Raw genomic sequence first — 4,483 nt, 5'->3', positions numbered from 1 at the left:
TCGACGTATTGCCCGGTGAGAGCAATGGCGGAGGATACGAGATTCGAACTCGTGAGGGGTTGCCCCCAACACGCTTTCCAAGCGTGCGCCCTAGGCCACTAGGCGAATCCTCCGCCGCAAACAATACAAGACGTTGGAGGGTGCTCGCGAACACGTTCCCCGGAGATCGTTCCGGACCGTCCTCCGGGAGGGGTGAGGCAGGGGAGCGGGTGGACGGCAGGGGGCGGGGATCGGCTAAGGTGGGCTTCAGCCCCTCACGTGGCGCTATCTGACTGAACTCCCCCAGGGCCGGAAGGCAGCAAGGGTAGGTTGGCTCTGGCGGGTGCGTGGGGGGCCCTTGCGTGTCCGGGGTGTGGTGTCCCGCCGGGCGCGGGGTCCGGGCGGGACCGGTTGTCGGTCCGCCCCGATAACCTCGTATGTGTGTCGTCCCTTGCGCTGTACCGCCGCTATCGCCCCGAGTCCTTCGCCGAGGTCATCGGTCAGGAGCATGTCACTGACCCGCTGCAGCAGGCCCTGCGGAACAACCGGGTCAACCACGCGTATCTGTTCAGCGGGCCGCGTGGCTGTGGAAAGACGACCAGTGCGCGCATCCTCGCCCGCTGTCTGAACTGCGAACAGGGGCCCACGCCGACCCCCTGCGGGGAGTGCCAGTCCTGCCAGGACCTCGCGCGCAACGGGCCGGGTTCGATCGATGTCATCGAGATCGACGCCGCGTCGCACGGTGGTGTGGACGATGCCCGTGACCTGCGGGAAAAGGCATTCTTCGGGCCCGCGTCGAGTCGGTACAAGATCTACATCATCGACGAGGCGCACATGGTCACCCCGGCCGGGTTCAACGCCCTGCTGAAGGTGGTCGAGGAGCCGCCGGAGCATCTCAAGTTCATCTTCGCGACCACCGAGCCCGAGAAGGTCATCGGCACCATCCGGTCGCGTACGCACCACTACCCCTTCCGGCTGGTCCCGCCCGGGACGCTGCGCGGTTATCTCGCGGAGGTGTGCGACAAGGAGAACAGCGTCGTCGAGGACGGCGTGCTGCCGCTCGTGGTGCGGGCCGGTGCGGGGTCCGTGCGTGACTCGATGTCCGTCATGGACCAGCTGCTCGCCGGCGCCGGCGACGACGGTGTGACATACGCCATGGCGACCTCGCTCCTCGGTTATACGGACGGGTCCTTGCTGGACTCCGTCGTGGACGCCTTCGCGGCGGGCGACGGCGCGGCGGCCTTCGAGGTCGTGGACCGGGTGATCGAGGGCGGCAACGACCCCCGGCGCTTCGTCGCCGACCTGCTGGAGCGGCTGCGCGACCTGGTGATCCTGGCCGCCGTGCCGGACGCGGGCGACAAGGGGCTCATCGACGCGCCCGCCGATGTGGTGGAGCGCATGCAGGCGCAGGCGTCCGTCTTCGGCGCCGCGGAGCTGAGCCGCGCCGCGGATCTGGTCAACGAAGGACTCACCGAGATGCGCGGGGCGACCTCGCCCCGGCTCCAGGTGGAGCTGATCTGCGCCAGGGTGCTGCTGCCCGGTGCCTTCGACGACGAGCGTTCGCTCCAGGCCCGGCTGGACCGGCTGGAGCGCGGGGCGTCCTTCGCCACGGCCGGGCCCGGCCCCGCCATGGGGTACGTGCCGGGGCCGGAAGCTCATGGGCCCGGCGTCGGGATGCCTGCCGGAGGCGCCGGAGGTCCCGCCGCGGCCCGGGCGGCGGCACGGGGCGAGGTTCCGGGCGGTGCCCCCGCCGACGCACCCCGGGCCGCGCCCGTGGTGGCGGAGGCAGCGGCTGCCCCGGAGTTCCAGCAGCCGCAGCCGCAGCCGCAGCCGACCGCACCGCAGGAAGCGCCCCCGGCCCAGCAGCCCCAGGACCCGGCGTCCGCAGGTCAGCGCCCCGGCGCCTGGCCCGCGGCGGCCGGGGCCGGCAGCGGCGCGGGCGGCGGTGCGGAAGCGGCGCGCAGGCCCGGCGGCTGGCCGACCGCCTCCGCGCCCGGAGGCGGCGTACCGCAGGCGCAGGCGCCCGCCGCCGCCCCCGCCCCGGCTGCCCCGGCCCCGGCTCCCGCCGCGCAGCCGCCCGCGCCCGGCGGGCAGGGCATGGCGCAGGGTGCCGCCCAGGTGCGGAACATGTGGCCGGACATTCTCGAGGCCGTGAAGAACCGCCGCCGGTTCACCTGGATCCTGCTCAGCCAGAACGCCCAGGTCACCGGCTTCGACGGCAGCACCCTGCAGATCGGCTTCCTCAACGCCGGTGCTCGCGACACCTTCTCGAGCAGCGGCAGCGAAGAGGTGCTCAAGCAGGCTCTTGCCGAGCAGTTCAACGCCAAGTGGCGGGTCGACGCGGTCGTCGACCCGTCGGGCGGTGGCGGCCAGCCTCCGCAAAGCGGTGGCGGCGGTGGCGGCAGGCCTCCGGCCGCGCCGTATCAGCCCGCGCCCGCCTCCCCGGCTCCGTCGTACGAGTCCCGGCCGGCCGCCCCGGCCCAGCAGAGCCCGCCGCCCGCTCAGCAGCCCCCGACGCAGCAGTCCGAGCAGTCCTCGTACGACCGCGCCGCCGCCGAGCCGCCGCGGGCGGTCGCGCCTGAGGACGACACCGCCGAGGCGGACGATCCCGACCTGGTCGACTCCGCGCTCTCCGGGCACGACCTGATCGTCCGTGAGCTGGGCGCCACGGTCGTCGAGGAGTTCACCAACGAGTAGCGCCCCCGGCCCCGGGCCGGTCCGCGGGCTGCCCCGGAACCCCCATGGGCTGTCCACGGAGCGGCGCCCGTCGAGGCCCCCGGCCCCCGGCGGCTAGGCTGCACCCCGTGAAGGTCCTCGTCATCGGCGGCGGCGCCCGCGAACACGCCCTGTGCCGCTCTCTCTCCCTCGACCCCGATGTCACCGCTCTGTACTGCGCGCCCGGCAACGCCGGTATCGCAGAGGTGGCCGAACTGCACCCGGTCGACGCACTCGACGGTGACGCCGTCGCGCGCCTCGCCACCGAGCTGGGTGCCGAGCTGGTGGTCGTCGGCCCGGAGGCACCGCTTGTCGCCGGTGTCGCCGACGCCGTGCGCGCCGCCGGCATCCCCTGCTTCGGCCCCTCGGGTGAGGCGGCCCGGCTGGAGGGCTCCAAGGCGTTCGCCAAGGACGTCATGGCCGGTGCCAACGTCCCGACCGCCCGCAGTTACGTCTGCACGACGCCCGCCGAGATCGACGAGGCGCTGGACGCCTTCGGCGCTCCGTACGTCGTGAAGGACGACGGTCTCGCGGCCGGCAAGGGCGTCGTCGTCACGGACGACGTCGATGCCGCGCGTGCCCACGCCCTGGCCTGCGACCGCGTGGTCATCGAGGAGTTCCTCGACGGCCCCGAGGTGAGCCTCTTCGCGATCACCGACGGCACCACGGTGCTGCCCCTCCAGCCCGCCCAGGACTTCAAGCGCGCCCTGGACGGCGACGAGGGCCCGAACACCGGCGGCATGGGGGCGTACTCCCCACTCCCGTGGGCGGACCCGAAGCTGGTCGACGAGGTCATGCAGACGGTCCTGCAGCCGACTGTCGACGAGCTCCGCCGCCGCGGTACCCCGTTCTCCGGGCTGCTGTACGCGGGCCTCGCGATCACCTCTCGCGGTGTACGGGTCATCGAGTTCAACGCGCGCTTCGGCGACCCGGAGACGCAGGTGGTCCTGGCCCGGCTGAAGACGCCGCTCGCCGGGGTCCTGCTCGGTTCCGCCAACGGCACCCTGGACGTCGTACCCGCGCTGAAGTGGCGCGACGACGCCGCGGTCACGGTGGTCATCGCCTCGCACAACTACCCGGACACGCCCCGGACGGGAGACCCGATCGAGGGCCTCGCGGATGTGGTGGCGCAGGATGCACCGGAGGCCTTCGTCCTGCACGCCGGCACCCGCCAGGACGGCGACGCGGTCGTCAGCGCCGGAGGACGCGTGCTCTCCGTCACGGCTACCGGCAAGGACCTCGCGCAGGCCCGGGAGCGTGCTTACACCGCGGTCGGCCGGATCCGGCTCGACGGCTCCCAGCACCGTACGGACATCGCCCGCAAGGCCGCCGAAGAGGCCTGAGGCCCGCTCGCTCCCCTGTGCCCGGCCCTCCATGGAGGCGCCGGGCACAGGTGTGTCCAGCCTCTCCGGCCTTGGGCGCGGCCGGGTCCGGGGCCTGCCGCACCCGGAGCCAGGGGATGTGTCCGCGCACCCGGGACGAGGGCCCCTGTATCACCGAACGCCTGGACACCGGCCCGTCAGCAGCTTTACCCAAAGCCATTCCATCGGGTGACGACTCGGCCATCCGGATGACGCCCGTCGAGGCCCCAACTAAGGTGCGGCGCAAGCGTTCGGGCACTTGGCCCACCGGCATTGCGATGTCGGTGACGGGTGCCACAGTGGGGGAGTGACCAACACCGTCGCGGGGGCAGAGGGGGTGACGCACAGCCGTGTCCGGTACCGGTTCGGTTGAGGAGCTGGGTGCGCACGCAGCGCGGGCCAGGGCCGTGGCTCTGCTGCGCATCCGC

2 protein-coding genes, 1 tRNA gene and 1 other RNA gene are annotated in these 4,483 nt (G+C 72.9%); 3 read left to right on the top strand and 1 reads right to left on the bottom strand.

Annotated elements, in window-relative coordinates; all coding sequences use genetic code 11:
• Positions 1-25: 25 nt before the first annotated feature.
• A tRNA-Ser gene (locus ACFWFI_RS41265) sits at positions 26-113 on the bottom strand.
• A gap of 132 nt (positions 114-245) precedes the next feature.
• On the opposite strand from ACFWFI_RS41265, the gene ffs reads away from it, so the two are divergent.
• From ffs to purD, 3 genes are all read left to right on the top strand, one after another.
• Positions 246-342: signal recognition particle sRNA small type (ffs, locus tag ACFWFI_RS41260), an RNA gene on the top strand.
• A 78-nt stretch (positions 343-420) separates the two neighbouring features.
• Positions 421-2,676 (top strand): DNA polymerase III subunit gamma and tau, encoded by a 2,256-nt coding sequence (locus ACFWFI_RS41255; RefSeq protein WP_387400874.1) that lies wholly within the window; start codon positions 421-423, stop codon positions 2,674-2,676.
• Between the two features lie 107 nt (positions 2,677-2,783).
• Complete coding sequence (gene purD, locus ACFWFI_RS41250) at positions 2,784-4,037, top strand: phosphoribosylamine--glycine ligase (RefSeq protein WP_387400872.1); 1,254 nt, start codon at positions 2,784-2,786, stop codon at positions 4,035-4,037.
• Positions 4,038-4,483: the final 446 nt, after the last annotated feature.

It is taken from the genome of Streptomyces sp. NPDC060209 (assembly GCF_042728155.1).
In the GTDB taxonomy this organism is placed as follows: domain Bacteria; phylum Actinomycetota; class Actinomycetes; order Streptomycetales; family Streptomycetaceae; genus Streptomyces.
Note: the sequence above shows the minus strand (reverse complement) of the source record. Positions and strands in the feature narration are given on the sequence as shown.